General features: G+C 63.2%; 29 protein-coding genes and 1 riboswitch. Of the genes, 22 read left to right on the top strand and 7 right to left on the bottom strand.

All coding sequences use genetic code 11. From position 1 onward, the window contains the following. Nucleotides 1-20 precede the first annotated feature (20 nt). Nucleotides 21-854: a nucleoside triphosphate pyrophosphohydrolase gene (gene mazG / locus CXQ81_RS24425; protein WP_053262260.1), complete on the top strand. Its 834-nt coding sequence runs from the start codon at nt 21-23 to the stop codon at nt 852-854. A 27-nt stretch (nt 855-881) separates the two neighbouring features. Continuing rightward, nucleotides 882-1,421 carry a DUF2058 domain-containing protein gene (locus CXQ81_RS24420; protein WP_007927770.1) on the top strand — a complete coding sequence of 180 codons (540 nt, stop codon included), beginning with the start codon at nt 882-884 and terminating at the stop codon, nt 1,419-1,421. A 94-nt stretch (nt 1,422-1,515) separates the two neighbouring features. Here CXQ81_RS24420 and CXQ81_RS24415 read toward each other — a convergent pair whose 3' ends face one another. The 4 genes from CXQ81_RS24415 to purM all read right to left on the bottom strand — a co-directional run bounded on the left by CXQ81_RS24415 (nt 1,516) and on the right by purM (nt 4,476). Next, nucleotides 1,516-1,704, bottom strand: a complete 189-nt coding sequence (locus tag CXQ81_RS24415) for a hypothetical protein (protein WP_016702508.1) — start codon at nt 1,702-1,704, stop codon at nt 1,516-1,518. A gap of 329 nt (nt 1,705-2,033) precedes the next feature. Then, nucleotides 2,034-2,747, bottom strand: coding sequence for a DUF3108 domain-containing protein (locus tag CXQ81_RS24410; protein WP_007927772.1), 714 nt, complete (start codon nt 2,745-2,747; stop codon nt 2,034-2,036). 8 nt (nt 2,748-2,755) lie between these two features. After that, nucleotides 2,756-3,406 carry a phosphoribosylglycinamide formyltransferase gene (gene purN, locus CXQ81_RS24405; RefSeq protein WP_101339476.1) on the bottom strand — a complete coding sequence of 217 codons (651 nt, stop codon included), beginning with the start codon at nt 3,404-3,406 and terminating at the stop codon, nt 2,756-2,758. 11 nt (nt 3,407-3,417) lie between these two features. Beyond that, entirely contained in the window at nt 3,418-4,476 is a 1,059-nt protein-coding gene (purM, locus tag CXQ81_RS24400; RefSeq protein WP_007927774.1) for a phosphoribosylformylglycinamidine cyclo-ligase, read from the bottom strand. Nucleotides 4,477-4,862: 386 nt separating this feature from the next. On the opposite strand from purM, the gene CXQ81_RS24395 reads away from it, so the two are divergent. The 6 genes from CXQ81_RS24395 to CXQ81_RS24370 all read left to right on the top strand — a co-directional run bounded on the left by CXQ81_RS24395 (nt 4,863) and on the right by CXQ81_RS24370 (nt 10,160). Further along, entirely contained in the window at nt 4,863-5,894 is a 1,032-nt protein-coding gene (locus CXQ81_RS24395) for a DUF2066 domain-containing protein (RefSeq protein ID WP_101338796.1), read from the top strand. Nucleotides 5,895-5,930: 36 nt separating this feature from the next. Next, nucleotides 5,931-7,004, top strand: a complete 1,074-nt coding sequence (locus CXQ81_RS24390) for an AI-2E family transporter (protein ID WP_007927776.1) — start codon at nt 5,931-5,933, stop codon at nt 7,002-7,004. 228 nt (nt 7,005-7,232) lie between these two features. Beyond that, nucleotides 7,233-7,937: a DnaA regulatory inactivator Hda gene (gene hda, locus CXQ81_RS24385; protein WP_007898944.1), complete on the top strand. Its 705-nt coding sequence runs from the start codon at nt 7,233-7,235 to the stop codon at nt 7,935-7,937. A 213-nt stretch (nt 7,938-8,150) separates the two neighbouring features. Further along, a complete protein-coding gene (locus CXQ81_RS24380; protein ID WP_025805656.1) occupies nt 8,151-8,774 on the top strand; it encodes a C40 family peptidase in 624 nt (207 codons plus the stop codon). Between the two features lie 165 nt (nt 8,775-8,939). Then, the gene (locus CXQ81_RS24375; RefSeq protein ID WP_101338795.1) at nt 8,940-9,473 is read left to right on the top strand and encodes a C40 family peptidase; all 534 of its coding nucleotides are present in this window, start codon (nt 8,940-8,942) and stop codon (nt 9,471-9,473) included. A gap of 24 nt (nt 9,474-9,497) precedes the next feature. Next, nucleotides 9,498-10,160 (top strand): class I SAM-dependent methyltransferase, encoded by a 663-nt coding sequence (locus CXQ81_RS24370; RefSeq protein WP_101338794.1) that lies wholly within the window; start codon nt 9,498-9,500, stop codon nt 10,158-10,160. Nucleotides 10,161-10,162: 2 nt separating this feature from the next. Here the strand turns inward: CXQ81_RS24370 and CXQ81_RS24365 are convergent, their stop codons facing one another. Together CXQ81_RS24365 and CXQ81_RS24360 are read right to left on the bottom strand one after the other, a co-directional pair. Beyond that, the gene (locus CXQ81_RS24365; RefSeq protein WP_101338793.1) at nt 10,163-11,482 is read right to left on the bottom strand and encodes a sorbosone dehydrogenase family protein; all 1,320 of its coding nucleotides are present in this window, start codon (nt 11,480-11,482) and stop codon (nt 10,163-10,165) included. A gap of 72 nt (nt 11,483-11,554) precedes the next feature. Beyond that, a complete protein-coding gene (locus tag CXQ81_RS24360; RefSeq protein ID WP_092417447.1) occupies nt 11,555-12,136 on the bottom strand; it encodes a hypothetical protein in 582 nt (193 codons plus the stop codon). Nucleotides 12,137-12,299: 163 nt separating this feature from the next. Continuing rightward, nucleotides 12,300-12,536: riboswitch (cobalamin riboswitch) on the top strand. A 79-nt stretch (nt 12,537-12,615) separates the two neighbouring features. On the opposite strand from CXQ81_RS24360, the gene cobO reads away from it, so the two are divergent. From cobO to CXQ81_RS24295, 14 genes are all read left to right on the top strand, one after another. Beyond that, nucleotides 12,616-13,227, top strand: a complete 612-nt coding sequence (cobO, locus tag CXQ81_RS24355) for a cob(I)yrinic acid a,c-diamide adenosyltransferase (RefSeq protein ID WP_053262256.1) — start codon at nt 12,616-12,618, stop codon at nt 13,225-13,227. Beyond that, nucleotides 13,224-14,549, top strand: a complete 1,326-nt coding sequence (locus CXQ81_RS24350; protein ID WP_101338792.1) for a cobyrinate a,c-diamide synthase — start codon at nt 13,224-13,226, stop codon at nt 14,547-14,549. The genes cobO and CXQ81_RS24350 overlap by 4 nt, the downstream gene beginning before the upstream one ends. Then, the gene (gene bluB / locus CXQ81_RS24345) at nt 14,546-15,196 is read left to right on the top strand and encodes a 5,6-dimethylbenzimidazole synthase (RefSeq protein WP_087092431.1); all 651 of its coding nucleotides are present in this window, start codon (nt 14,546-14,548) and stop codon (nt 15,194-15,196) included. Before CXQ81_RS24350 ends, bluB begins: the two co-directional genes overlap by 4 nt. Then, the gene (gene cbiB / locus CXQ81_RS24340; RefSeq protein ID WP_007927792.1) at nt 15,193-16,101 is read left to right on the top strand and encodes an adenosylcobinamide-phosphate synthase CbiB; all 909 of its coding nucleotides are present in this window, start codon (nt 15,193-15,195) and stop codon (nt 16,099-16,101) included. The genes bluB and cbiB overlap by 4 nt, the downstream gene beginning before the upstream one ends. After that, nucleotides 16,094-17,086, top strand: coding sequence for a threonine-phosphate decarboxylase CobD (cobD, locus tag CXQ81_RS24335; protein WP_007927793.1), 993 nt, complete (start codon nt 16,094-16,096; stop codon nt 17,084-17,086). Before cbiB ends, cobD begins: the two co-directional genes overlap by 8 nt. Further along, nucleotides 17,083-18,534, top strand: a complete 1,452-nt coding sequence (locus tag CXQ81_RS24330) for a cobyric acid synthase (RefSeq protein WP_101338791.1) — start codon at nt 17,083-17,085, stop codon at nt 18,532-18,534. Before cobD ends, CXQ81_RS24330 begins: the two co-directional genes overlap by 4 nt. Nucleotides 18,535-18,595: 61 nt before the next feature. Beyond that, nucleotides 18,596-19,117 (top strand): bifunctional adenosylcobinamide kinase/adenosylcobinamide-phosphate guanylyltransferase, encoded by a 522-nt coding sequence (gene cobU, locus CXQ81_RS24325; RefSeq protein WP_101338790.1) that lies wholly within the window; start codon nt 18,596-18,598, stop codon nt 19,115-19,117. Next, nucleotides 19,114-20,169, top strand: a complete 1,056-nt coding sequence (gene cobT / locus CXQ81_RS24320) for a nicotinate-nucleotide--dimethylbenzimidazole phosphoribosyltransferase (RefSeq protein ID WP_053262250.1) — start codon at nt 19,114-19,116, stop codon at nt 20,167-20,169. Before cobU ends, cobT begins: the two co-directional genes overlap by 4 nt. Continuing rightward, entirely contained in the window at nt 20,166-20,741 is a 576-nt protein-coding gene (cobC, locus tag CXQ81_RS24315) for an alpha-ribazole phosphatase family protein (protein WP_101338789.1), read from the top strand. The genes cobT and cobC overlap by 4 nt, the downstream gene beginning before the upstream one ends. Before the next feature lie 2 nt (nt 20,742-20,743). Then, a complete protein-coding gene (locus CXQ81_RS24310) occupies nt 20,744-21,475 on the top strand; it encodes an adenosylcobinamide-GDP ribazoletransferase (protein ID WP_101338788.1) in 732 nt (243 codons plus the stop codon). Nucleotides 21,476-21,557: 82 nt separating this feature from the next. Next, a complete protein-coding gene (locus tag CXQ81_RS24305; protein ID WP_007927803.1) occupies nt 21,558-21,962 on the top strand; it encodes a MarR family winged helix-turn-helix transcriptional regulator in 405 nt (134 codons plus the stop codon). Nucleotides 21,963-22,013: 51 nt separating this feature from the next. Further along, the gene (locus CXQ81_RS24300) at nt 22,014-23,216 is read left to right on the top strand and encodes an MFS transporter (protein WP_101338787.1); all 1,203 of its coding nucleotides are present in this window, start codon (nt 22,014-22,016) and stop codon (nt 23,214-23,216) included. After that, nucleotides 23,213-23,374 (top strand): hypothetical protein, encoded by a 162-nt coding sequence (locus CXQ81_RS31305; protein WP_007927805.1) that lies wholly within the window; start codon nt 23,213-23,215, stop codon nt 23,372-23,374. The genes CXQ81_RS24300 and CXQ81_RS31305 overlap by 4 nt, the downstream gene beginning before the upstream one ends. 30 nt (nt 23,375-23,404) lie before the next feature. Continuing rightward, nucleotides 23,405-23,956, top strand: a complete 552-nt coding sequence (locus tag CXQ81_RS24295) for a glutathione peroxidase (RefSeq protein ID WP_101338786.1) — start codon at nt 23,405-23,407, stop codon at nt 23,954-23,956. Between the two features lie 71 nt (nt 23,957-24,027). On the opposite strand, the gene CXQ81_RS24290 is transcribed toward CXQ81_RS24295, so the two are convergent. Next, nucleotides 24,028-25,314, bottom strand: a complete 1,287-nt coding sequence (locus CXQ81_RS24290; protein ID WP_101338785.1) for an OmpP1/FadL family transporter — start codon at nt 25,312-25,314, stop codon at nt 24,028-24,030. Between the last annotated feature and the right edge of the window lie 12 nt (nt 25,315-25,326).

Genomic DNA, 25,326 nt, shown 5'->3' with positions numbered 1-25,326 from the left:
TTTGGCAATGAGAGTGAGCGATGTACAGCCTTGAAGACCTGTTGCACCTGATGGCGCGGCTGCGGGACCCGCAGTACGGCTGCCCTTGGGATATCAAGCAGAGCTACGCCACCATCGTCCCCCACACCCTGGAAGAAGCCTACGAAGTGGCCGATGCCATCGAACGAGGCGATTTCGAGCACTTGCAGGGTGAGCTGGGCGATCTGCTGTTCCAGGTGGTGTATTACAGCCAGCTGGCGCGGGAGGAGGGGCGTTTCGAGTTCGATGGCGTGGTCGACAGCATCACCCGCAAGCTGATCCGTCGCCATCCCCATGTATTCCCTACCGGGGACCTGTACGCGCCGCTGGATATTCCGCGGCTGGATGAAGAACAGGTCAAGCAGCGCTGGGAAGAGATCAAGGCCGAGGAGCGTGCCGAGAAGTCGGCGCAGCCTTTGCAGTTGTCCTTGCTCGACGATGTGCCCGCGGCGCTGCCGGCCCTGTCCCGTTCGGCCAAGCTGCAAAAACGCGCGGCCCAGGTCGGTTTTGACTGGCCGGACGCCTTGCCGGTGGTGGACAAGATCCGCGAAGAGCTCGATGAAGTGCTCGAAGCCATGTCCGAGAATGACCCGCAGGCGATCGCCGACGAGGTGGGCGACTTGCTGTTCGCCGTGGTCAACCTGGCCCGACATCTGAAGGTCGATCCGGAAACCACCCTGCGTGGCGCCAATGCCAAGTTCGAGCGACGGTTCCGATTTATCGAGCAGGCATTGCGCGATACCCGCCGACCCATGGAAGATTGCACCCTCGAAGAGTTGGACGCCTTGTGGGGCGAAGCCAAACGTCAGGAAAAGAATTTGCCCAGCTGTGGCTGAGGCTGTTGCCTAAGTGAGTGAGCACCAATGAGCCTTTCCCTTCGCGACCAGTTGCTCAAAGCAGGGCTGGTCAACCAAAAGCAGGCCAAACAGGTCAGCAAAGAGAAACAGAAGCAGCAACGCCTGGTCCATAAAGGCCAGGTCGAGGCGGACGATACCCAGGCGCGCCTGGCCCAGGAGGCGCAGGCCGAGAAGGTCAAGCGCGACCAGGAACTCAACCGCCAGCAGCAGGAGAAGGCCGAGCAGAAGGCCCGTGCCGCGCAGATCAAGCAACTGATCGAAGTGTCGCGCCTGCCGAAGCTGACCACCGAGGACTACTACAACTTCGTCGATGACAAGAAGGTCAAGCGCCTGTCGGTGAACACCCTGATGCGCAACAAGCTGAGCAGCGGCTCGCTGGCCATCGTGCACCATGCCGGCGGTTATGAGGTCATCCCGCGTGAAGCCGCGCTGAAGATCCAGGAGCGCGATCCACGGCGCATCGTTCAGCTCAACACGCCGACCGAGGCGCCGGACGAGGACGATCCGTACGCGGCCTACCAGATCCCTGACGATCTGATGTGGTAAACCCGCAGAAACAACAAACCCCGCCATGAGCGGGGTTTGTTGTTTCTGAAGCGCCTGCCGATGCGTGGCGGCAGGCGCGGCAGTCGTTGTGAGGTCAGGAGCTTTGCGGTGCGCGGTTCTGCTCCAGCTTCTCCAGTTCGGCCTTGTAATTATGGGCATCGCTCTCGGAATGAAACATTCCCACCAGCAAGTCTTGTTGATGCACGTCCCAGATCCGTACACCTGCGGCTACGCCTTCATGGGACATGTGTGAATCGTCGCGTTCAGTTACTTTTACAGTCATCTGCTAGCTCCAATCTCTATTGATCTGCAGCAAGGCGTGTGCAGGACTCTGTTATATATTTTGTTAGCTGGCTAAGTAAATTGCTTTCAAATGCAACAATCTTTTGCAGATTTCGAAACAGTCCCGCAGGCCGCGGAAACTGTGGCATTCGGTCGCAGGGGCCGGAGTTTTATGACAAAAGTTTCATGTTGGGCGGCTGTCGTACTGGGTGTTTTGGCCCGGCGAGAGAGCCTGCCGGGTCGCCAGGAGGGCTGTGCTTGAGCGGCTAAATGGAAACACCAGGCGAAAAAAAGCCCCGCATCGGCGGGGCTTTTTCATTGTCGTGCGGCTTAGCTGCCTTTGACGGTCTTGCCGTTGACGGTGCCGTTCAGGAGCATGATGTTGTACTCCTTGCCGTCGGTTTCGACCTGTTGCAGGCGAACCAGCAGGTAATCCCAGTCCTTGGCGAACCACATGACGGTGATGCGTTTGCTTTGTGTCGGGTCGCGCACGCGCTCGACCTTGATCGCATCGATCTGGCCGGCCTTGGTGTCGACTTTTTCCGAGCCCAGGACGCGGAAGTCGTAGGTATCGACTTCGCCATCATCGACGACCTGGTAGCTCATGCTTTTCTTGCCGGCGGCTACATCGTGCTGCAGAGCGAGCTGGTAGGTGGATTTGTCGACCATGCCGCGATTGAGCGGGATCTTGACCGCATCGCCGCGATCGGTGCCGGTGACCATCTTGGCGTTCCAGTCGAAGTCCAGGTCGGCCTTCTTGGCTTTGCCGAGGCCGCCGCGCTCGAAGTGATAGGACTGCGGCAGCAGGGTGTCCTTGTCGAGCGTCAGGGTGCTTTCTTCAGTCAGGCTGGCGATCATCATCGAAGCCTTGAAGCTCAGCTTCCAGGTGCCATCGCCTTTCTTTTCCAGGCTGCGTTCGGCGGTACCGCTCATCGGCAGCTGTTTCCAGTCGGCGGTATAGCTGGCGGAGAAGGGTTGAAGGTCCGCAGCCTGCGCGAAGGGCAGGGCGAGCAGAGCACAAGCGAAGAGCAGGGCGCGACGCATAAAATCTCCTAATTACGAATCAAGTGGCCACTGGCGGCCAGTAACTGACCATCCAGTAAAGCACCCTGTTCGCCGAGTGTGAGTCGACCTTCGGCAAACCAGCGTACGGCCATCGGGTAAATCCGGTGTTCCTGGACGTGGACCCGCTGCGCCAGGCTTTGCGGCGAGTCGTGCAACTCTACCGGGATCACTGCCTGTACGACCAGTGGTCCGCCATCGAGTTCCTCTGTCACAAAGTGCACGCTGCAGCCGTGCTCGGTGTCTCCGGCCTCCAGCGCTCGCTGATGAGTGTGTAACCCTTTGTATTTGGGTAGCAGCGAAGGATGGATATTGAGCAGGCGACCCTGATAGTGCCGCACGAAGTCCGCGCTGAGAATGCGCATGAATCCGGCAAGCACCACGAGCTTGGGCTGGAAGGCGTCGATCAGTTCGATCAGTGCGGCATCGAAGGCCTCGCGGCCTTCGAATGCCTTGTGATCGAGGGCGCGGGTATCGATACCCGCATCCTGGGCGCGTTGCAGGCCGTAGGCGTCGGCGCGGTTGGATATCACCGCGCGGATGCGTGCCGGGCTGTCGTCGCCCTGGGTACTGTCGATCAGGGCCTGCAAGTTGCTGCCGGTACCGGACAACAGCACCACTACATCACAGGTGGCTGGCATCGGCTCTTGCATCAATGTGCCTTGAGGTTTTTCAGCTCGACCTGGGCAGCGCCTTCGGCGGCGCTAGCGATCTGACCAATGACCCAAGGTTGTTCGCCGGCTTCGCGCAGGACGTTCAGGGCGCTTTCAACATGCTCCTGAGCCACGCAGATCACCATGCCCACACCGCAGTTCAGCACGCGGTGCATTTCGTGTTCGTCGACGTTGCCTTTCTCTTGCAGCCAGTCGAATACCGCCGGGCGCTGCCAGCTGGCCACGTCGACCACGGCCTGGGCGCCTTTTGGCAGGACACGCGGGATGTTGTCCAGCAGGCCGCCGCCGGTGATATGGGCCATGGCCTTGACCGCGCCAGTGTCCTTGATCAGCTTGAGCAGTGGCTTGACGTAGATGCGGGTCGGGGCCATCAGCAGTTCGGTCAGCGGCTTGCCGTCGAGCTGGACGGTTTCGATATCGGCACCGGAGACTTCGATGATCTTGCGGATCAGCGAGTAGCCGTTGGAGTGCGGGCCGGACGATGGCAGGGCGAGCAGGGCGTCGCCGGTGGCAACCTTGGAACCGTCGATGATTTCGGCTTTTTCCACCACGCCGACGCAGAAGCCGGCCAGGTCGTAGTCTTCGCCTTCGTACATGCCGGGCATTTCAGCAGTTTCACCGCCGACCAGGGAGCAGCCAGCCAGTTCGCAGCCGGCACCGATACCGGTAACCACGGTGGCGGCAACGTCGACGTTCAGTTTGCCGGTGGCGTAGTAGTCGAGGAAGAACAGCGGCTCGGCACCGCAGACCACCAGGTCGTTGACGCACATGGCGACCAGGTCCTGGCCGATGCTGTCGTGTTTGTTCAGGTTCAGTGCCAGGCGCAGCTTGGTGCCCACGCCGTCGGTACCGGAGACCAGTACTGGCTGCTTGTAGCCGGCCGGGATTTCGCAGAGGGCGCCGAAACCGCCCAGGCCGCCCATGACTTCCGGGCGCGCAGTGCGCTTGGCGACGCTCTTGATGCGTTCGACCAATGCTTCACCGGCGTCGATGTCTACACCGGCGTCTTTGTAGCTCAGGGAGGGTTGCTTGCTCATGATCCAGGCCTTTAGGGGGGATTCAGGGGGTATCGACCGAGTCCAGGGAGGCCATTGAAACAGTCGCGGCGGCAATGCCGCGCAATCATTTCAGCGACCCCGGCTGTTGCCGGTCTGCGAAGGCGCGCGATTTTATCAGGCTTGAGGTGTAGCGGCCATCCTCGGGCCGACGGGCAGGGCATATCCGCTTAAAAAAAACCGCAATTGCGCGTGTCGATCGCGCCGCTCGGGGCTGTATAAGGTATAGCCTTGTACCCGCTATCGTTATGACAGCACGAAAACTTCCATCGACCGGGTGAATGTTTGCCCAGACTTTGTGGTCACAGCCTGGGTCAATCCTGTTCATGCGGTCTGTTCCAGCCGCCTTTTGTCGTCGGGAATCCTCCATGCGTTTGTGTAAATTTCTTTTTGTGGGCTGTTTGTCATTGGTCAGCCTGGCGAGTCATGCCGAAACCCTCAATAACCTGTATCAGGTCCGCGAACCGGTCAGCAGCCAGGCCCCTGGCGAGCGCGATCAGGCCACCCAGCGGGCCCTGGAAACCCTGGTATTGCGCCTGACCGGCGATAGCAAGGCCCTGCAGAACCCGGGACTGGCGGCGATCCGCAAGGACCCGCAGCAGATCATCAGCCAGTACGGCTACGACGCCGGTCCTCCCGAAAGCCTGCAGGTCGACTTCGACCCGGCCAGCACCGACCGGGCGTTGCGCCAGGCTGGCCTGTCGCTGTGGGGCAGTAATCGCCCGTCGATTCTCGGCTGGTGGCTGACCGACTCCAGTGAAGGTTCCAGCCTGGTGGGCGATGGCCAGGCCAGCGCCACGCCGTTGCGCCGCGCTGCCCTGCATCGCGGCCTGCCGCTGCGTTTGCCGCTGGGTGACCTGAATGAGCAGATTGTCGCTACGGCGCCGAATCTCGAAGGTTCCGATCCGGCGCCATTGCGCGCCGCGTCGGAGCGTTACGGCGCGGACGCCCTGCTGGCGGTGCATGCCAGTGAAGAGGGCGGTCAGTGGCAGGCCAAATGGCGCCTGTGGCTGGGTGACCAGAAGGAACAGGGCAGCGTCCAGGGAGCTGATGTGCCGGCCTTGGCCGATGCCGTGCTGTTGGCGGTCAGCCAGCGCCTGGCCCCGCGTTTCGCGGTCAAGCCGGGCGCATCCAGCGAGCAGTTGCTGGAAGTGCAGGGCATGAACCTGGAGCGCTATGCGGCGTTGGGCCGTTTGCTCGAGCCCTTCGGTGGGCGTTTGCAGAGCGTCGATGGTGATCGTTCGGTGTACCGGGTCAGCGGCAGCGCCGAGCAGTTGCGTGCGCAACTGAGCCTGGCACGGTTGCAGGAAGTCCCGGCGGGCGCTGTGCCTGTTCGCCCGACTGTCGAAGGCGCGACACCTGCGCCTTCGCCGGCCGCGCAGCTGCGGTTTCGCTGGTAGGTTTTCTTTCTTTATATAGAAGCAATGGAGTGGTTCATGGCTGATACGCGTCGATGGGTCTGGTTGGGTGGGTTGGTCCTGCTCTGTGGATTTGTGTACCTGTTGCATCCGATCCTGACGCCGTTCCTGGTGGCCTTGCTGTTGGCTTATCTGTTCGATCCGCTAGTGGACCGCCTGGAAAAGCTCGGGTTGTCGCGCACCTGGGGCGTGGTGGCGGTATTTGCCCTGTTCACCCTGATCGTCATGGCGTTGTTGCTGGTGCTGGTGCCTATGCTCGCCAAGCAGCTGCTGCGCCTGTACGAACTGGCGCCGCAGATGCTCGATTGGCTGCAGCACACGGCAATGCCCTGGGCGCAGTCCAAGCTGGGCTTGTCCGATGGTTTCTGGAAGTTCGACAAGGTCAAGGCGGCGATCAGCGAGCACATGGGGCAGACCACCGATATCGTCGGCGTGGTCCTGAGCCAGGCAACGGCCTCCAGCCTGGCGCTGATTGGCTGGCTGGCCAATCTGGTGCTGATTCCGGTGGTCAGCTTTTACCTGCTGCGCGACTGGGACCTGATGATGGCGAAGATCCGCAGCCTGTTGCCCCGTGATCGCGAGGAACGTGTGGTGGCGCTGGCGGGGGAATGCCATGAAGTGCTGGGGGCGTTCGTCCGTGGTCAGCTGCTGGTGATGGTGGCCCTGGGGATGATCTATGCGGCCGGCCTGATGCTGGTCGGGCTGGAACTGGGGCTGTTGATCGGTCTGATTGCCGGCCTGGCGGCCATCGTGCCGTACATGGGGTTTGTCATCGGCATCGGCGCGGCGCTGATTGCCGGGTTGTTCCAGTTCGGCGGCGACCTGTACCCGATGATCGGCATCGTGGCCGTGTTCATGGTCGGCCAGGCCCTGGAGGGCATGGTGCTGACCCCCTTGCTGGTGGGAGACCGGATCGGCCTGCACCCGGTGGCGGTGATCTTCGCGATTCTCGCCGGTGGCGAGCTGTTCGGTTTCACCGGCATCCTGCTGGCCTTGCCGGTGGCGGCGGTGATCATGGTGCTGGTGCGCCATGTGCACGACTTGTACAAGGATTCGGACATCTATAGCGGTGTAGAGGAGTCCGAGTTGTAACGTCCATGGTTAACGCTTTCGGGGCGCCTGCGTTTCAGGCGGGGGCCATCGAGAGTGTTTACAGCTGTCACATCCACCGTCAAAGAAACCCCCGTGATTTCATCAGGCTAACGCAAACCTTTGATTTTGCTTGTGGTCTGCTACATTGTGCGCCCGGCGTCACGGGTATAAACTTTGCAAACTTTACACAGAGGCCACTAACGGTTCGTTTGGAACTGTTCAGTCAGCATGAAACCGATTCAGCTGCCCCTAGGTGTGCGTCTGCGTGATGACGCCACCTTCATCAACTACTACCCAGGCGCCAATGCCGCTGCACTCGGCTATGTCGAGCGGCTTTGCGAAGCCGACGCCGGCTGGACCGAAAGCCTGATCTACCTCTGGGGCAAGGATGGGGTAGGGCGTACGCACTTGCTGCAGGCGGCCTGCCTGCGGTTCGAGCAGTTGGGGGAGCCAGCGGTCTATTTGCCCCTGGCGGAATTGCTGGACCGCGGCATCGAAATCCTCGACAACCTGGAACAGTACGAACTGGTCTGCCTGGACGACTTGCAAGCGGTGGCGGGCAAGGCTGACTGGGAAGAGGCGTTGTTTCATCTGTTCAACCGCTTGCGTGACAGCGGCCGGCGCCTGTTGATCGCGGCTTCGACCTCTCCGCGAGAGCTGCCGGTGAAGCTGGCGGACCTCAAATCCCGCCTGACTCTGGCGCTGATCTTCCAGATGCGCCCGCTCTCCGATGAAGACAAGCTGCGTGCATTGCAATTGCGCGCCTCGCGTCGCGGGCTGCATCTGACCGACGAAGTCGGGCACTTTATCCTGACGCGCGGTACCCGCAGCATGAGTGCCTTGTTCGAGCTGTTGGAGCGCCTCGATCAGGCGTCCTTGCAGGCTCAGCGCAAGCTGACCATTCCCTTTCTCAAAGAAACCCTGGGCTGGTAAAACCGCGGGCGGTAGTGGCTTTTTGGCATATTCCAGGCGCCAGAAACCCGCATCCGGAAGCGGTTCCAGAGGCGCGTGCGTTTAAAATGGGCTTAAGGCCTTAGATGTTGAATAGAAACCGATAAGTCACATTTCAATCGATTGAATTTGCAAATTAGAGCGATAGAAGGCATAGTCGCGGCTTCTTTATAACTTTAAGCCACGGTCGTGCCCATGCTAAAGCGCTTCGCACCCCTCGTGCCTCTTGCACTCGTTACCCTGTTGTTTGGTTGCGCCACCCACTCTCCGGTGAGCCAACAAGAGCAGCAACAACAGGTTCAAAACTCTTCAAAAGCCCAGTCTTCCGCTATTTTCCAGGAAGAGCTGGCAACCGAAAAAGAACTCGCCGAGTTCGCTGACAGCAAGCCTTACCAGCTGCCAGTGCTGGCTGACAGTATTCTCGAACGTGGCATGTCCCTGATCGGTACCCGTTACCGTTTCGGTGGTACCTCCGAAGCCGGTTTCGATTGCAGCGGTTTCATCGGCTATCTGTTCCGTGAAGAAGCCGGCATGAATCTGCCGCGCTCCACCCGTGAAATGATCAACGTTGATGCTCCGCTGGTTGCGCGTAACAAGCTGCAGCCGGGCGATCTGCTGTTCTTCGCCACCAATGGCCGCCGCGGTCGCGTAAGCCACGCTGGCATCTACCTGGGCGATGACCAGTTCATCCACTCCAGCAGCCGCCGCAGCGGTGGCGTGCGGGTGGACAGCCTGGGCGACAGCTACTGGAGCAAGACCTTCATCGAAGCCAAGCGGGCCCTCGCCATGGCCCCGACTGTGGTCACCGCACGCAAGTAAGCGGACTTTTTGTAAGGTGAAGTTAAAGTCTTACTTGAAGTTTGGCGCGTAGACGCTAGAATCCTGATCTATTGTTGAAAACTAACCGCGTAAGCCCTGCTTACGCAGTTTTGTTTTCGGCCTCACGGCAGAGAAAGCCGCATCCAGATCAGGATTGTTCTGCATATGTCGACGTCGGCCCGCCTTGCATTGATCGTTCTCGCCGCGCTGCTCAGCGCGTGCGCCAGTCGTACCCCGCCACCCGCGCCCGTGGTACGTGCTCCCGTATTCAACACTCCCCAGACCTTCTCGCCGGCTGCCGAAGACGTGCTGTTTCGTGCGTTGGGCCTGGTGGGCACACCTTATCGCTGGGGCGGCAACACACCGGACTCCGGTTTCGATTGCAGTGGCCTGATCGGCTACGTCTATCGCGACGCAGCCGGTATCTTGCTGCCGCGCTCGACCCGCGAAATGATCGGCATGCGGGCACCGAATGTCGGCAAGAACGCCTTGCAGACCGGCGACCTGATATTTTTTGCCACCAATGGCGGTTCCCAGGTCAGCCACGCGGGCATCTATGTCGGCGAAGGCCGCTTCGTCCATGCGCCGGCCACCGGTGGCACGGTGAAGCTGGACAGTCTGTCCAAGGCCTATTGGCAAAAAGCCTACCTGAGCGCCAAGCGCGTGCTGCAGCCAGAGCATCTGGCGCACAACCCCTAGTCCTGTCTCTGCGTCGAGGTTGCCATGACCGCTCGTACCCTCAACCTCGACGACGCCCTCTATCACTACCTGCTCGACGTTTCCCTGCGCGAAACGCCGCTGTTGCGCCGTCTGCGTGACGAAACCCAGGCGCTGCCCATGGCGCGCTGGCAGGTGGCGCCCGAGCAGGGTCAGTTCCTGGCGTTGCTGATCAAGCTGATCGGTGCCCGGCGTGTGCTGGAGCTGGGGACCTTCACCGGCTACAGCGCCTTGTCCATGGCCGCGGCCTTGCCGGAGGATGGTCAACTGATCTGTTGTGACATCCCGGGTGACTACAACGCCACCGCGCGCCGCTATTGGCAGGAAGCAGGTTTCGCCGGACGGATCGAGTTGCGCCTGGCACCGGCCTTGGAGACCTTGGCCAGGATCGAGCAGGAGGAGGGTGAGGGTGGTTTCGATCTGGTCTTCATCGACGCCGACAAGGCCAATTACCCGGCTTACCTGGAAAGTGCCCTGCGCCTGCTACGCGTTGGCGGGCTGGCGGTGTTCGATAACACGCTGTGGAGCGGTCGGGTGCTGGAGGAAAATCCCCAGAGTGAAGACACCCGGGCCATCCAGGCACTCAATCGCGCCTTGAAGGATGACCCGCGTGTCGACCTGTCGCTGCTGCCCCTGGGGGACGGCTTGACCCTGTGCCGCAAGCGCTGAACCTACTGCGCCTTGACTGCTGATACGCGCCAGACTTTGTTGCCGACATCATCGGCTACCAGCAGATCCCCTTGCTTGTCGATCACTACGCCGACCGGGCGGCCCATGGCTTTCTCGTCGGCGTTGAGGAAGCCGGTCAGCACGTCCACCGGTTGGCCTACCGGCTTGCCGTTGGCGAAGGGTACGAAGATCACTTTGTAGCCGCTGTGGGGCTTGCGGTTCCACGAGCCATGCTGGCCGATGAACACGCCTTGGGTGAACGGCGCCGGCAGCTTGCTGCCTTCGGCGAATGCCAGGCCGAGGGAGGCGGTATGCGGGCCGACGGCATAATCCGGGGCGATGGCCTTGGCCACCAGGTCCGGGTTCTGCGGAGTGACTCGCACGTCCACATGCTGGCCGTAATAGCTGAATGGCCAGCCATAGAAGGCGCCGTCCTTGACCGAGGTGATGTAGTCCGGCACCAGGTCGCTGCCGATCTCGTCGCGCTCGTTGACCGCGGTCCACAACTGGCCGCTTTGCGGCTCCCAGGCCATGCCGTTGGGGTTGCGCAGGCCTGAGGCAAAAATCCGTTGCTTGCCGCTGGCGCGATCGACTTCCCAGATGGCGGCGCGACCTTCCTCCTGATCCATGCCGTTTTCGCCGACGTTGCTGTTGGAACCGACCGTGACATACAGCTTGCTGCCGTCTTTGCTGGCAATCACATTTTTGGTCCAGTGGTGGTTCAGCTTGCCGCCAGGCAGGTCCACCACCTTGGTCGGCTGGGCGCTGATCTTGGTGTCGCCGTCCTTGTAGGGGAAGCGCAGCAGGCGATCGGTGTCGGCGACGTACAGATCATTGCCCACCAGGGCCATGCCGAACGGCGAGTTGAGGTTTTCCAGGAATGCCGTGCGGGTTTCCGCCACGCCATCGTGATCCTTGTCCCGCAGCAGGGTAATGCGGTTCGGGCTGGGCACGCCGGCCCCGGCGCGGCTCATGATCTTGCTGGCGATCCAGCCACGAATACCTTTGCTGTCATCGGGGGAGGGCGGGGCGTTGGTCTCCGCCACCAGTACGTCGCCGTTGGGCAGCACGTACAACCAGCGCGGATGGTCCAGGCCTTCGGCGAATGCGGCGACCTGGGTGCCGGCGGCGGCCACCGGTTTGGCGCCTTGCGGCCAGCCGATTGCGGGCGCGATGTTCACGGTCGGGAACAGGGTCTTGTTCGGTTCGGGCAGTTTCGGCGAGGGGCCGGTGCCGTCGGAGACCTGGAGGGTGGAGGTCTCGCCACAGGCGGCGAGGCCTGCGGCGACGGCGGCAAGGATTGCGTATCGAAGCTTGAGCATGCTGATTTCCCTATGAATGCACGAAGTCGGTGTAGTCATAGAGAAGCACAGATGGACGATGGTTCCACCTGCTCAGCGTGCTTCCTTGAACAGCACGGCAACGCCGGGGTGATAGTTGCCGGCTTCGTTGCGCAATTTGCGGTACGCATAGGGGAAGTACCAGGCCACGGCGCAGCAGTGTTCCTTTTGCAGGTCGTCGACCATGTCCTGCAATTCTTCCGGAGTGGCACTGTGCTGGGTTTTCTGTGGCGTGACGAACAGGCAGCCAAGTTTCAGGTCGCTGGGGTAGCTGGCTTTTTTCGCGTCGCTGGCGGCATCCAGCAACGGTTGGGTCAGGTGCAGGCTGTTGACCCGGGGCCAACGCTGGGTGGTCTGGATATAGACGCGTTCCTCCTGCGTGGCGATGTACAGGTCGGTGCGGCCGTTGCGGTCGCCGTCCTCGAGCTGTTTTTTGCTCGGTGCGTGTTCCAGGGTGACCATCTCCGCCATCCAGGCTGCCGCCGAGAGCATTCCCAGGTTGGCTTTTTCGTCGAACCAGTACGGGCTTTCGTTATCGCCGCGCACGGCGTTGTAGCGGTCGATGCAATCGAACCAGCGTTCCAGGGCAGGGCGCAGGAATTCCAGTTTCGGATTGCTGATGATCATGCCTTGCATCGGACTTTTCCTATTATTGTTGAGATATTGGAGTTTTTTAACGAGATTATGGCTATTTGATATCACTGCGCTGAGTGTGGCACAAGATTGGCGTCATTTTTCCGATATGCAGCATTCGCCGATCTGCGGGGCTTTAATTGACGCTCCACCCCCAACCCTCTAACCTTCGCGACTTGTTTCAGGTGCTCTGTGGCCTTGGGTCGACAGAGTGAAACAGGGAAGCCGGTGAGTACGCGTGCCGAAGGCGCACGCACGACGATTCCGGCGCTGCCCCCGCAACGGTAAGTGAGTCAAGACTGCGCCTGATGCCACTGTGTCGACTGTCGACATGGGAAGGCGCGCAGTTGGGCATCCCAGCCACTCACAAGCCCGGAGACCGGCCTGATCCATCCAACGGCATCACGGTGGGCGATGCCAGGCTTGCGCCGTCTATTCCTATTCCTGCCCCCCGTTATCCAGCCCCAACGGAGAGCTGCCCCATGACTGAATCCCCCGATCGTGACGAACGCCATCTGGCGCGCATGTTGCGCAAAAAAGCCGTGATCGATGAACGCATCGCCAACTCGCCGAACGAGTGCGGTTTGCTGCTGGTGCTGACCGGCAACGGCAAAGGCAAAAGCAGCTCGGCCTTCGGCATGCTCGCGCGGGCCATGGGCCACGGCATGCAATGCGGCGTGGTGCAGTTCATCAAGGGCCGCAACAGCACTGGCGAGGAATTGTTCTTCCGGCGCTTCCCGGAGCAGGTGCGTTTCCATGTCATGGGCGAAGGCTTCACCTGGGAAACCCAGGACCGCCAGCGCGACATCGCCGCGGCCGAAGCGGCCTGGGCGGTTTCCCGCGAACTGCTGAGCGATCCGACGATCGGCCTGGTGCTGCTCGATGAACTGAACATCGCCCTCAAGCACGGCTATCTGGACCTGGATCAGGTGCTCAGCGACCTGCAGGCGCGACCGCCGATGCAGCATGTGGTGGTCACCGGACGTGGCGCCAAGCCAGAGATGATCGAGCTGGCCGACACCGTCACCGAAATGGGCATGGTCAAGCATGCCTTCCAGGCCGGGATCAAAGCGCAAAAAGGCGTCGAACTGTGAGTGATGCCCGTCATTGCCCGGCGGTATTGATTGCCGCACCGGCTTCCGGTCAGGGCAAGACCACCGTGACCGCCGCGCTTGCCCGCCTGCATCGCAATCAGGGGCGCAAGGTGCGCGTGTTCAAGTGCGGCCCGGACTTTCTCGACCCGATGATCCTCGAGCGCGCCAGCGGTGCGCCGGTGTATCAACTGGACATGTGGATGGTCGGCGAGCAGGAAAGCCGCCGCCTGTTATGGGAGGCCGCCGGCGAGGCGGACCTGATCCTGATCGAAGGCGTGATGGGGCTGTTCGACGGCACGCCGTCCAGCGCCGACCTGGCGCGGCATTTCGGGGTGCCAGTGCTCGCGGTGATCGATGGCACGGCCATGGCCCAGACCTTCGGCGCCCTGGCGCTGGGGCTGGCGCGTTATCAGCCGGACTTGCCGTTCGCCGGCGTGCTGGCCAACCGCGTCGGCACCCTGCGGCATGCGCAGTTGCTCGAAGGCAGCCTGACCGAGGGCCTGCGCTGGTACGGCGCGCTGTCCCGGGAGACCGGTATCGAACTGCCCAGCCGCCATCTGGGGTTGGTGCAGGCCAGCGAACTCAACGATCTGGATCTGCGTCTCGACGCCGCGGCCGCCGCCCTGGCGGACAGCTGCGAAGTGGCCTTGCCGCCCGCCGTGGCGTTCGCCGCTCCCCAGGTGGTTGCCGTCGAACCGTTGTTGGCCGGCGTGCGCATTGCCGTGGCCCGCGACGAAGCCTTTGCCTTTACCTATGGCGCGAGCCTGGATCTGTTGCGGGCCATGGGCGCCGAGCTGGGCTTTTTCTCGCCGATCCATGACGCGACGCTGCCGGAGGCGGACAGCCTGTACCTGCCGGGCGGTTACCCGGAGTTGCATCACCGGGCGCTGGCGGCGAACGGCTCGATGCTCAGCGCGATTCGCGCGCATCACGCCGCAGGCAAACCCTTGCTCGCCGAGTGTGGCGGCATGTTGTATCTGCTGGACTCCCTGACCGACGTCGACGGCGAGCGCGCCGAACTGCTGGGCCTGTTGCCCGGCGATGCGGTGATGCAAAAGCGCCTGGCGGCCCTGGCCTTGCAGGCGGTGGAGTTGCCGGAAGGTTCGTTGCGCGGGCATACCTATCATCATTCGTTGACCAGCACCGAGCTTGCGCCGATCGCTCGCGGCCTGAGCCCGAATGGCGGGCGCGGCGCGGAAGCGGTTTACCGCGAAGGGCGGATGACCGCCTCTTATGTGCATTTCTATTTTCCGTCCAACCCCGAAGCGGTGGCGTCCCTGCTGGCGCCGGCAGGAGCGAGCGTGCTCGCGCGGCGCCCATGAGCGACAACGCCTTTTCCGCGGCCGAGCGCGACGCGGTCTATCGCGCGATCGCCGAGCGTCGTGACATGCGTCACTTCGTCGGTGGCACGGTCGAGCCGCAGGTCTTGCGTCGCCTGCTGGAGGCGGCGCACCAGGCGCCCAGCGTCGGCCTGATGCAGCCCTGGCGGTTCATCCGTATCAGTGACCGGTCGTTGCGCGGGCAAATCCAGCAACTGGTGGAAGAGGAGCGGGTACGCACCGCCGAGGCCCTGGGCGAGCGTTCCGATGAGTTCATGAAGCTCAAGGTCGAAGGCATCAACGACTGCGCCGAGGTCCTGGTGGCGGCGCTGATGGACGACCGTGAGCGGCATATTTTCGGCCGCCGCACCCTGCCGGAAATGGACTTGGCCTCGCTCTCCTGCGCGATTCAGAACCTGTGGCTGGCGGCCCGGGCCGAAGGGCTGGGCATGGGCTGGGTGTCGCTGTTCGAGCCCGCTGGCTTGGCCCAGTTGCTGGGCCTGCCGGCCGGGGCCAAGCCGCTGGCGGTGCTGTGCCTGGGCCCGGTCGGCGAGTTTTACCCGGCGCCGATGCTGGTGCTCGAGGGCTGGGCGCGGGAGCGTCCGCTGAGTGAGTTGCTGTATGAAAATTATTGGGGAGTGAGTCAATGAGTGTGGCGTTGCTGAGTGTCGCCGGGGTGGCGCTGGATGCGTTGCTGGGCGAACCCAAGCGCTGGCATCCGCTGGTGGCGTTCGGTCGTTTTGCCGATCGCATCGAGCAACGCTTCAACTCCGGTGGCCGCGGCTGGCGCAGTCATGGCGTCACCGCCTGGGTCATCGCGGTGCTGCCGCTGACCCTGCTGGCAACCCTGTTTTCCTGGCTGCCCTACATCGGCTGGTTGTTCGAGATCCTGGCGCTGTATTGCGCCCTCGGCCTGCGCAGCCTCGGCGAGCATGTCGAGCCGGTGGCCCAGGCCTTGCGCAGCGACGACCTGGACCAGGCGCGGCAGCGGGTCGGCTATCTGGTGAGCCGGCAGACCAGCGAGCTGGATGCCACCGAAGTCGCCCGCGCAGCTACCGAGTCGGTGCTGGAAAACGGCAGCGACGCGGTGTTCGCCGCCTTGTTCTGGTTTGCCGTGGCCGGCGCGCCGGGCGTGGTGCTCTATCGCCTGAGCAATACCCTGGATGCGATGTGGGGCTATCGTAATGAACGTTTCGAGCGTTTCGGCTGGGCGGCGGCGAAGATCGACGACCTGCTCAACTACATTCCAGCCCGCCTGGTAGCCCTGACTTATGCGTTGCTGGGCAAGACCCGCCTGGCGCTGAAATGCTGGCGCCGCCAGGGGCCGACCTGGGACAGCCCGAATGCCGGGCCGGTGATGGCGGCCGGGGCCGGTGCCCTGGGCGTCGAGCTGGGCGGCGCGGCGATCTATCACGGCGAACTGCACCAGCGCCCGCAATTGGGCGAAGGCGTGGCGGCCGATGCCTCGTCCATCGATCGCGGCTGGCAACTGGTGCAGCGCGGGGTCTGGTTATGGCTGCTGATTCTCTGCGTGGGAGCTGAGTTCTATGCTTGAGCACGGTGGTCGCCTGCGCAAGGCGGCCGAGCAATACGGCATCGCCGAGGCCGACTGGCTGGACCTGTCCAGCGGCCTGGCACCCTGGCCGTGGCCGATTCCCGAGATCGGGATGCGGGCTTGGGCGCGCCTGCCGGAAACCGACGATGGCCTGGAGCAGGCCGCCCGCGACTACTACGGCGCGGCCCATGTGTTGCCGGTGCCCGGTTCCCAGGCGGCGATCCAACTGCTCCCGCGTTTGCGCCGCGCCGGCAAGGTTGGCGTGCTGTCGCCCTGTTATGCCGAACACGCCGAAGCCTGGCGCCGCAGCGGCTACATCGTGCGGGAAGTGCTGGAGCAGGAAGTGGACTTTTTCCTCGACAGCCTGGACGTGCTGGTGGTGGTCAACCCGAACAACCCCACGGGCCTGAGCCTGACTCCGGAGCGTCTGCTGGACTGGCACGCGCGCCTGGCGCAGCGCGGTGGCTGGCTGGTGGTCGACGAAGCCTTCATGGACAACACTCCCCAGCTGAGCCTGGCGGCCCAGGCCGATCAGGTGGGGTTGATCGTCCTGCGTTCCTTCGGCAAGTTTTTCGGCCTGGCCGGGGTGCGCCTGGGCTTCGTGCTGGCCGAGCGCAAGCTGCTCAAGCTGCTGGCCGAACAGGTCGGCCCCTGGGCCGTCAGTGGGCCGACCCGGGTGCTGGGCCAGGTGTGCCTGCGTGACAGCCAAGGCCATGAGCGGCAACGAGTGCGCAGCGAAGCGGCGAGCCTGCGCCTGGCGCAACTGCTCGAGCGCCACGGCCTGAAACCCCAGGGTGGCTGTGCGCTGTTCCAGTGGCTGATCACCGATCGCGCCGAGCTGTTGCATGAGTTCATGGCGCGCCGGGGCATCCTGCTGCGGCTGTTCACCCACAACAGCAGCCTGCGCTTCGGCCTGCCGGCCGACGAAGCCGACTGGTCGCGTCTCGAACAGGCCTTCGTCGCCTACGCCAAGGAACATCCATGACCACCCTGATGGTGCAGGGCACCACTTCCGACGCCGGTAAAAGCACCCTGGTGACGGCGCTCTGCCGCTGGCTGACGCGCCAGGGCGTCAGCGTCGTGCCCTTCAAACCGCAGAACATGGCCCTCAACAGCGCGGTGACCGCCGACGGTGGCGAGATCGGCCGGGCCCAGGCAGTACAGGCCCAGGCCGCGCACCTGGAGCCGCACACTGACATGAACCCGGTGCTGCTCAAGCCCAACAGTGACACCGGGGCCCAGGTGATCATTCACGGTCGCGCGGTGACCACCATGAATGCCGTGGCCTATCACGACTACAAGGCTATCGCCATGCAGGCGGTGCTGGCCTCTCATCAACGCCTGAGCGCGGCCTATCCGGTGGTGATGGTGGAAGGCGCGGGCTCGCCGGCGGAGATTAATCTGCGGGCCGGCGACATCGCCAATATGGGCTTTGCCGAAGCGGTGGACTGCCCGGTGGTGCTGATCGCCGACATCAACCGTGGCGGGGTTTTCGCCCATCTGGTGGGCACCCTGGAGCTGTTGTCGCTAAGCGAGCAGGCGCGGGTCAAGGGTTTCATCATCAACCGTTTTCGCGGCGATATCGCCCTGTTGCAACCGGGCCTCGACTGGCTCGAAGCGCGTACCGGCAAGCCGGTGATCGGCGTGTTGCCCTATGTGCTGGACCTGCATCTGGAAGCCGAGGACGGCATTGACCAGCGTCAGGCCGACAAGGCCGAGCAGGTGCTGAAAGTACTGGTGCCGGTATTGCCGCGCATCAGCAATCACACCGACTTCGATCCGCTGCGACTGCACCCTCAGGTGGACCTGCAATTCATCGGTCCCGGCCAGGCGATTGCGCCGGCCGACCTGATCATCCTGCCCGGCTCGAAAAGCGTGCGCAGCGACCTGGCGTACCTGCGCGCCCAGGGCTGGGACACGGCCATCGCCCGGCACCTGCGCTACGGCGGCAAGCTGCTGGGCATCTGCGGCGGTTTGCAGATGCTCGGCGAGCAGCTGCACGACCCTTTGGGGTTGGAAGGCGCGCCAGGCTCCAGCGCGGGGTTGGGGCTGCTGGCGTTCGAAACGGTGCTGGAACAAGAGAAGCAGCTGCGCAATGTGCGTGGACGTCTGGCGCTGGAGGAGGCCGAGGTCAGCGGTTATGAGATCCATGCCGGCGTCACGACGGGGCCAGCGCTGGAACTGGCCGCCGTGACCCTGGACGACGGTCGCTGCGACGGCGCGCGCAGCGACGACGGGCAGATTCTCGGCACCTACCTGCACGGTCTGTTCGAGGCGCCGGCGGCCTGCAGTGCGTTGCTGCGCTGGGCGGGTTTGCGCGAGGTGCAGGCGGTCGACTACCACGCCTTGCGCGAGCGCGATATCGAGCGCCTGGCCGATCTGGTGGAGCGGCACCTGGACACCGAGCACCTGCGCCAGCTTTGCGGGCTTTAGAGCGTCGGCGCCGGCATTGCCGCGCCGCTGTGGCTGTACCTCAATTCAAGGGTTTCCAAGCATGTTGCAACTGATCCTCGGCGGTGCCCGTTCCGGCAAGAGTCGCCTGGCGGAAAAGCTCGCCGGCAAGAGCGGCCTGGCCGTGACCTATATCGCCACCAGCCAGGCGCTGGACGGCGAAATGAGTCAGCGCATCGCGCATCACCGCGAACGGCGTCCGGCCCAATGGGCATTGATCGAGGAGCCGTTGGAATTGGCGCGGGTGCTGCGCGAAAGCGCGAGCGCCGAGCGCTGCCTGCTGGTGGATTGCCTGACCTTGTGGCTGACCAACCTGTTGCTGCTGGAGGATGCCCAGCGGCTCGCCAGTGAGCGCGAAGCGCTGCTGGAGTGCCTGGCGTCGCTGCCGGGCGAAATCATTTTTGTCAGCAACGAGACCGGAATGGGTGTCGTGCCGCTGGGCGAATTGACTCGCCGTTATGTCGATGAAGCCGGTTGGCTGCATCAAGCCCTGGCCGAGCGTTGTCAGCGGGTAGTGCTGACGGTGGCCGGCCTGCCCCTGACTCTGAAAGGAGCTGCGTTATGAATGACTTCTGGTGGCTGCGGCCGTGCAAGGCGCTCGACACTCAAGCCCTGGAGGCGGCGCAGTCGCGCCAGCAGCAATTGACCAAGCCCGCGGGTTCGCTGGGGCAGCTGGAGCGGGTCGCGGTACAGCTGGCCGGCTTGCAGGGGCGGGTCAAGCCTGGCCTGGAGCAGCTGTGGATTGCGATTTTCGCCGGCGACCACGGGGTGGTGGCCGAGGGCGTTTCGGCTTATCCGCAGGCAGTCACCGGGCAGATGCTGCACAACTTCGTCAGCGGCGGCGCTGCCATCAGCGTGTTGGCGCGGCAGCTGCGGGCACGCCTGGAAGTGGTCGATCTCGGCACGGTGACGCCCGGCTTGAACCTGCCCGGCGTGCGGCATTTGAACCTGGGGGCGGGCACCCGGAACTTCGTCGAGGGGCCGGCCATGACCCAGGCCCAGGGCGAGCAGGCCCTGCAGGCCGGACGTGACAGTGTGCTGCGGGCCGTCGAGCAGGGCAGCGAACTGTTTATCGGCGGCGAGATGGGCATCGGCAACACCACCGCGGCCAGCGCCGTGGCCTGCGCCTTGCTGGATATTCCGGTGGCGCACCTCGCGGGGCCGGGCACCGGCCTGGATGCGGCGGGTGTCAGCCACAAGGCGCAGGTGATCGAGCGGGCCTTGAGCCGGCATGCCGCCCAGCGTGGCGATGCCTTGCAGACTTTGTTCAACCTTGGCGGTTTCGAGATCGCCGCGCTCGTTGGGGCGTACCTGGCCTGTGCCCAGGAAGGCGTCGCGGTGCTGGTCGATGGTTTCATTTGCAGCGTGGCGGCGCTGGTGGCGGTGCGGCTGAACCCCGAGTGCCGCCCGTGGTTGCTGTTCGGCCACCGTGGGGCCGAGCCGGGGCATCGGCATATCCTGCAAACCCTCGAGGCCGAGCCTTTGCTGGACCTCGGCCTGCGCCTGGGCGAGGGCAGCGGCGCGGCGCTGGCGGTGCCGTTGCTGCGCCTGGCCTGCGACCTGCACGCGCAGATGGCGACTTTTGCCGAAGCGGCCGTGGCGGATCGTCCGGCATGACCTTGCGCCTGGACCTGCTGCGCCACGGCGAAACCGAGCTCGGTGGTGGCCTGCGCGGCAGTCTCGACGATGCCCTGACCGACGACGGTTGGCAGCAGATGCGTGCTGCTGTCGCAGGCCGGGGGCCCTGGGATCGGCTGGTAAGTTCGCCCTTGCAACGCTGCGCGCGTTTTGCCGAGGAACTGGGGGCGCACCTGGCGCTGCCGGTGACCCTGGACCCGGATCTGCAGGAGCTGCATTTCGGTGCCTGGGAAGGGCAGAGCGCGGCGGCGCTGATGGCGACCGATGCCGAGGCGCTGGGGCGGTTCTGGGCCGATCCCTATGCCTTTACCCCGCCGCGGGGCGAGCCGGTGCTGGCGTTTTCCGCGCGGGTGCTGGGGGCGGTCGAACGTCTGCATCAGCGTTATGCCGGCGAGCGGGTGCTGTTGGTCAGTCATGGCGGGGTGATGCGCTTGTTGCTGGCCCGGGCCCGGGGTTTGCCGCGTGAGCAGTTGCTGAATGTCGAGGTTGCTCACGGTGCCTTGTTCGCCCTGACTGTCGAGGCTGGCCTGGTATTGAGCGAAGGAGTCTGAGCGTGCTGCCATTCTGGATCGCCCTGCAATTTCTCAGCAGTTTTCCGGTGCGTTTGCCGGGCATGCCATCGCCCGAGGAAATGGGCCGGTCGTTGCTGTTCTACCCGTTGATCGGCCTGCTGTTCGGGCTGCTGCTCTGGGGGCTGAACCAGTTGTTGATGGGTGCGCCGCTGTTGCTGCATGGGGCGTTGTTGCTGACGGTCTGGGTGCTGCTCAGCGGTGCCTTGCATCTGGACGGGCTGGCCGACAGCGCGGACGCCTGGCTGGGCGGCTTCGGCGATCGCGAGCGCACGCTGACGATCATGAAGGACCCGCGTAGCGGGCCGATTGCCGTGGTCACCCTGGGGCTGGTGTTGCTGCTCAAGTTCGCCGCGCTGGTGGCGCTGATCGAGCAGCAGGCCGGCGTTGCCTTGCTGCTGGCGCCGCTGATCGGTCGCGGCGCCTTGCTGGGATTGTTCCTCTGCACGCCTTATGTGCGCCCTGGAGGCCTTGGGCAGGCGTTGGCGAATCATCTGCCAAGTCTGGCCGGCAAGTGGGTGCTGGCGCTTGCTGTGTTGGTGTGCGTAGTGCTCGGTGGCTATAGCGCGGTGTTGGCGTTGCTGCTGGCGGGCCTGGTGTTTGCCGGTTTGCGTCAGCTGATGCTGCGCCGTCTGGGCGGCACCACCGGGGACACGGCGGGCGCTCTGCTGGAATTGTTGGAAGTGGCGGTCCTGGTGGGGTTGGCGCTGTTGTAGAAAGGCGGAGCGCGGGTTTTATTCGCGCCCTGAACTATGCAAATTTCTTGCATTCCCTTAATCGCGGGTATATACACGCAACATGCTTCCTTCTCAATGTCTGTGCACCAACCTGCGGCGCGCCGCCCGTGGCGTCAGCAGGTTCTACGACGGCGCTCTCGACGGCTTCGGGATCAACGTTGCCCAGTATTCCTTGCTGAGCAACCTGCAGCGCCTGGACCAACCGAGCATTTCCAGCCTGGCCGAGGCCATGGGCCTTGACCGCAGTACCCTGGGCCGTAACCTGCGGGTGCTGGAAGGCGAGGGCCTGGTCCGGCTGTCCGAAGGCGAGGATCAACGCAATCGCATCGTCCAGCTGACTGATGAGGGTCAGCAGCGACTGCTGGCGGCCTTGCCGGCCTGGGAAGCGGCGCAACAGCGCTTGATCGATCGTCTGGGTGCAGAAAAACGCGAAACCTTGCTGGCCTTGCTGAACGAACTGGCGTGAAGGCCTTTCGTTCGATGATAAGCGGGTATATACCCGTAAATGGAGAATAAAATGACTTCGATGTGGCGTACCAGTGGTTGGGTTCTTCTCGGGAGTGCGCTGATCCTGGCCTTGTCCCTGGGGGTAAGACATGGCTTCGGGCTGTTTCTGCCGCCCATGAGCGCGGAATTCGGCTGGGGGCGCGAGGTGTTTGCCTTTGCCATTGCCCTGCAGAACCTCATCTGGGGCCTGGCCCAGCCCTTCACTGGAGCCCTGGCCGACCGCTTCGGTGCGGCCAAGGTGGTGCTGGTCGGCGGCGTGTTGTACGCCGTGGGTCTGTTGTTCATGGGGTTGGCCGATTCGCCACTGTCACTGTCGCTGAGTGCCGGGTTGCTGATCGGTATCGGGCTTTCGGGGACCTCGTTTTCAGTGATTCTCGGCGTGGTGGGGCGCGCGCTGCCGGCGGAGAAACGCAGCATGGGCATGGGGGTCGCCAGTGCGGCCGGTTCGTTTGGTCAGTTCGCCATGCTGCCGGGCACCCTGGGTTTGATCGGCTGGCTCGGCTGGTCCTCGGCACTGTTGGTGCTGGGGTTGCTGGTGGCATTGATCGTGCCGCTGGTGAGCATGCTCAAGGACAAGCCGCTGCCCAGCCTGGGCCATGAGCAGAGCCTCTCTGAGGCGTTGCGTGAGGCCTGTTCCCATTCCGGGTTCTGGCTGCTGGCGTTCGGCTTTTTCGTCTGCGGTTTCCAGGTGGTATTCATCGGCGTGCATTTGCCGGCCTACCTGGTGGACCAGCACTTGCCGGCCACGGTGGGCACCACGGTGTTGGCGCTGATCGGCCTGTTCAATATCTTCGGTACCTATACCGCCGGCTGGCTGGGTGGGCGCATGTCCAAACCGCGCTTGCTGACCGGTTTGTACCTGTTACGCGCGGTGGTCATCGGCCTGTTTCTCTGGCTGCCGGTGACGCAACTCAGCGCGTATCTGTTCGGCATGGCCATGGGCTTCCTGTGGCTGTCGACGGTGCCGCTGACCAATGGCACGGTGGCCACCTTGTTCGGGGTGCGCAACCTGTCCATGCTGGGCGGCATCGTGTTTCTGTTTCACCAGTTGGGCTCGTTCCTCGGCGGCTGGCTCGGCGGGGTGGTCTACGATCGAACCGGGAGTTATGACTTGATCTGGCAGGTGGCGATTCTCCTCAGTTTGCTGGCCGCGGCCCTGAACTGGCCGGTGCGCGAGCGTCCGGTTGCCCGTCTGCAGGCGAGCGCGGCATGAGCCGGACAGGCTTGCGCTGGGTCAGTCTGGTGGCTGTCGTCGCGCTGTTGGCGGTGGCCTGGTGGGGCTGGCACCAGGGTGGGCTGGCGCTGATGCAGTTGGGCATGGGCGTCTGCCAGGAAGCGCTTGCTAGGGCGTCCGCCGGGCGAGTAGTTTGACCCTTTGACGGTACTTTCAAGGAGTTGAATATGTTGGCGCGCTGGCTTGCTGTTCCAGCTGTACTCATGATATTTGCCGGTTCGACCTGGGCGGGCGAATGCCCGTCGCTGTTGCAGGGCTCGCTGCCCAAGCTGCGCGCCAAGGAGTCCATCGACCTGTGCCAACGCTTTGCCGGCAAGCCGCTGGTGGTGGTCAATACCGCGAGCTTTTGCGGCTTCGCCCCGCAGTTCAAGGGGCTCGAGGCGTTGTACCAGCGTTACAAGGATCAGGGGCTGGAGTTGGTAGGCGTGCCGTCCAATGACTTCAAGCAGGAGTCCAAGGATGGCGCGGAGACGGCCAAGGTCTGTTATGCGAACTACGGCGTCACCTTCACCATGACCGAGCCGCAGCAGGTCCGAGGCCCGGACGCGGTGCACCTGTTCAAGGTTCTGGCCGAGCAGAGCAGTGCGCCGAAGTGGAATTTCTACAAGTATGTGGTCGATCGCCAGGGCAAGGTGATCGCCAATTTCTCCAGCCTGACCAAGCCGGACAGTCCTGAGCTGATCGAGGCCGTGGAACAGGCGCTGGCGTCCAAGCCTTGAGATTTATCCACGGCCAATAAAAAAGCCCCGGCATCCTTGGATGCGGGGGCTTTTTTATTGGCCGTCAGGCTTTAGAAGCGGTAGGTTGCACCCACGCCGAAGCCATTCGCGCTGTTTTCGTACTCGGCGCTGTAAGACTGGCCGAGTTGCTGGTTCCTGTTGTTGACCTTGACCTTCTCTTCCTTGAGGTAGGAGTAAGCCACGTCGATGGTCAGGTCTTCAGTTGGGCTCCAGCCGGCGCCGAGGCTGAAGATGGTCCGGTCGCCGGTAGGGATGCGTGGCGAACGGTTGGTGTTGTTGGCCGGCGACTGGTCGAAGCTCAGGCCGGTACGCAATACCCACTGCTTGTTCAACTGGTAGGAAGTACCGATGGCATAGGCCCAGGTGTCGTGCCAGTTCTGCTTTTCCTCGACGGTGCTGAGGGCCCCTGGGGCCAGGAGACCGCCGGCGCTGGCGGTTACGCCTTCGTTTTGTACGGTGATGTCTTTCAGGCGGCTCCAGCGGGTCCAGGTCGCACCGGCGTAGAGTTTCCAGGCATCGTTGAGGTCCTGGGTCACCGACAGGTCGGCCGACTCAGGGGTGGTGATGTCCAGCGAGGCGTCGTAGCGAGCACCGCGCAGCAGGGCGCCCGGAGTACCGGCGCCTGGGCTGACTTCGGTGTGGCCTTCCAGCTTGTACTTGACCTTCGAGTGATAAGTCAGGCCCACGCGAGTGGTGTCGGTCGCCTGGACCAGCACACCGATGTTGTAGCCGTAGCCGATATCGTCACCCTTGATCTGGACATTGCCATCGTTAGGCGACAGTGGCGTGGTCAGCGCGGATTCCAGGGTGCCGGAGATGCGGTTGATGGTCGGGCCGAAACCGATCGACACCTTGTCGTTGAAGGCATAGCTGACGGTTGGCTGGAAGGTGACGACTTTAACTTCGCTTTTGCTGCCGAAGTTACGGCCCTGGAAGCCGCTTTCATAGTCGGTGATCAGGCCGAACGGGGCGTAGACACCCAGGCCGAAGGCCCACTGGTCATCGATAGGCTTGACGTAGTAGGCCATTGGGACGGCGGTGAACGGCACCATATCGCCTTTGTTGGTCCCTCTCTGGCTACCGCTGGCGTCGTTGATATCGGTGGACGCGTCGATGGCCGCGAGGCCGCCAGTGACTTGCTGGCGTTTCAGGCGCGACATACCGGCAGGGTTACCAAAAACTGTGCTTGCATCGTCGGCAGCAGAGGATCGACCGGCGAAACCAGTACCCATGCCGCTGATGCTTTGTTCGTTCAGGGCAAAGCCGCTTGCGAAAAGTTGGGTGGATGCCATGGCAACGGCAAGGCTAAGACTGGTTTTGAGTATTACTTTTTTCATTATTAGAACTCC

The organism is Pseudomonas sp. 09C 129, from assembly GCF_002843625.1.
Lineage (GTDB): Bacteria > Pseudomonadota > Gammaproteobacteria > Pseudomonadales > Pseudomonadaceae > Aquipseudomonas > Aquipseudomonas chlororaphis.
Note: the sequence above shows the minus strand (reverse complement) of the source record. Positions and strands in the feature narration are given on the sequence as shown.

Bases quoted from the DNA above. Each gene is read 5' to 3' on its own strand.
- CXQ81_RS24380 (WP_025805656.1), top strand. From the start codon at position 8,151: ATGCTAAAGCGCTTCGCACCCCTCGTGCCTCTTGCACTCGTTACCCTG.
- CXQ81_RS24415 (WP_016702508.1), bottom strand. From the start codon at position 1,704: ATGACTGTAAAAGTAACTGAACGCGACGATTCACACATGTCCCATGAA.
- hda (WP_007898944.1), top strand. From the start codon at position 7,233: ATGAAACCGATTCAGCTGCCCCTAGGTGTGCGTCTGCGTGATGACGCC.
- CXQ81_RS24295 (WP_101338786.1), top strand. From the start codon at position 23,405: ATGTTGGCGCGCTGGCTTGCTGTTCCAGCTGTACTCATGATATTTGCC.
- cobD (WP_007927793.1), top strand. From the start codon at position 16,094: ATGCTTGAGCACGGTGGTCGCCTGCGCAAGGCGGCCGAGCAATACGGC.
- CXQ81_RS24360 (WP_092417447.1), bottom strand. From the start codon at position 12,136: ATGCAAGGCATGATCATCAGCAATCCGAAACTGGAATTCCTGCGCCCT.
- cbiB (WP_007927792.1), top strand. From the start codon at position 15,193: ATGAGTGTGGCGTTGCTGAGTGTCGCCGGGGTGGCGCTGGATGCGTTG.
- CXQ81_RS24365 (WP_101338793.1), bottom strand. From the start codon at position 11,482: ATGCTCAAGCTTCGATACGCAATCCTTGCCGCCGTCGCCGCAGGCCTC.
- CXQ81_RS24395 (WP_101338796.1), top strand. From the start codon at position 4,863: ATGCGTTTGTGTAAATTTCTTTTTGTGGGCTGTTTGTCATTGGTCAGC.
- CXQ81_RS24330 (WP_101338791.1), top strand. From the start codon at position 17,083: ATGACCACCCTGATGGTGCAGGGCACCACTTCCGACGCCGGTAAAAGC.
- CXQ81_RS24390 (WP_007927776.1), top strand. From the start codon at position 5,931: ATGGCTGATACGCGTCGATGGGTCTGGTTGGGTGGGTTGGTCCTGCTC.
- bluB (WP_087092431.1), top strand. From the start codon at position 14,546: ATGAGCGACAACGCCTTTTCCGCGGCCGAGCGCGACGCGGTCTATCGC.
- CXQ81_RS31305 (WP_007927805.1), top strand. From the start codon at position 23,213: ATGAGCCGGACAGGCTTGCGCTGGGTCAGTCTGGTGGCTGTCGTCGCG.
- CXQ81_RS24420 (WP_007927770.1), top strand. From the start codon at position 882: ATGAGCCTTTCCCTTCGCGACCAGTTGCTCAAAGCAGGGCTGGTCAAC.
- purN (WP_101339476.1), bottom strand. From the start codon at position 3,406: ATGCCAGCCACCTGTGATGTAGTGGTGCTGTTGTCCGGTACCGGCAGC.
- cobO (WP_053262256.1), top strand. From the start codon at position 12,616: ATGACTGAATCCCCCGATCGTGACGAACGCCATCTGGCGCGCATGTTG.
- mazG (WP_053262260.1), top strand. From the start codon at position 21: ATGTACAGCCTTGAAGACCTGTTGCACCTGATGGCGCGGCTGCGGGAC.
- cobU (WP_101338790.1), top strand. From the start codon at position 18,596: ATGTTGCAACTGATCCTCGGCGGTGCCCGTTCCGGCAAGAGTCGCCTG.
- CXQ81_RS24410 (WP_007927772.1), bottom strand. From the start codon at position 2,747: ATGCGTCGCGCCCTGCTCTTCGCTTGTGCTCTGCTCGCCCTGCCCTTC.
- cobC (WP_101338789.1), top strand. From the start codon at position 20,166: ATGACCTTGCGCCTGGACCTGCTGCGCCACGGCGAAACCGAGCTCGGT.
- CXQ81_RS24375 (WP_101338795.1), top strand. From the start codon at position 8,940: ATGTCGACGTCGGCCCGCCTTGCATTGATCGTTCTCGCCGCGCTGCTC.
- CXQ81_RS24370 (WP_101338794.1), top strand. From the start codon at position 9,498: ATGACCGCTCGTACCCTCAACCTCGACGACGCCCTCTATCACTACCTG.
- CXQ81_RS24300 (WP_101338787.1), top strand. From the start codon at position 22,014: ATGACTTCGATGTGGCGTACCAGTGGTTGGGTTCTTCTCGGGAGTGCG.
- CXQ81_RS24290 (WP_101338785.1), bottom strand. From the start codon at position 25,314: ATGAAAAAAGTAATACTCAAAACCAGTCTTAGCCTTGCCGTTGCCATG.
- purM (WP_007927774.1), bottom strand. From the start codon at position 4,476: ATGAGCAAGCAACCCTCCCTGAGCTACAAAGACGCCGGTGTAGACATC.
- CXQ81_RS24305 (WP_007927803.1), top strand. From the start codon at position 21,558: ATGCTTCCTTCTCAATGTCTGTGCACCAACCTGCGGCGCGCCGCCCGT.
- cobT (WP_053262250.1), top strand. From the start codon at position 19,114: ATGAATGACTTCTGGTGGCTGCGGCCGTGCAAGGCGCTCGACACTCAA.